Origin of the sequence: Terrisporobacter petrolearius (assembly GCF_020748185.1) — a bacterium.
GTDB lineage: Bacteria > Bacillota > Clostridia > Peptostreptococcales > Peptostreptococcaceae > Terrisporobacter > Terrisporobacter petrolearius.
The window spans coordinates 1-519 of sequence record NZ_JAHZMO010000128.1 but is presented as its reverse complement, the minus strand read 5'-3'; the positions used below and the strand labels follow the sequence as shown (position 1 = coordinate 519).

At 50.1% G+C, this 519-nt stretch carries 1 protein-coding gene; it reads right to left on the bottom strand.

Annotated elements, in window-relative coordinates; translation table 11 throughout:
- The coding region (locus K0040_RS22410; protein WP_228110434.1) for an EAL domain-containing protein at positions 1-519 on the bottom strand (519 nt) is incomplete at both ends.

Below are 519 nucleotides of genomic sequence, written 5' to 3'. Positions count from 1 at the left end.
GACGGTTAAATTGAGGCTTTGCCCAATGCTGGTAATGGCTTCAAGTAAGGCAAGGATGCGTTTTTCGGTCAGACAACGATCGACAAAACTTTTGTCAATTTTGATTTCCGTTACCGGAAGACTGACTAAGCGGGATAATCCGGAAAAGCCCGTACCAAAATCATCTACCGATAAGCCCACGCCCATATCACGCCGGATCTGAATGCGCTTAAAGATTTCGGTATCGTGTTCCATCATCATGCCTTCCGTGACTCCTCGCGTCAGCTGGTGGCCGTCAATACCCCAGGCGTGCATTGCATCAGACACCTGATTAGGCAGTTGATTACTGCGAAAGTGCAGCGCCGACAAGTTCACGGATAATGCCGGGATATGAATATTCTGGCTACGCCATTCTGCTAACTGACGGCAAGCTTCCGCGATGACCCAGCGCCCAATATTTTCGATTTCACCAATCTCTTCTGCGAGAGGAATAAACCGTGAAGGGGGCACATGACCATGCAGGGGATCGTGCCAGCGAGA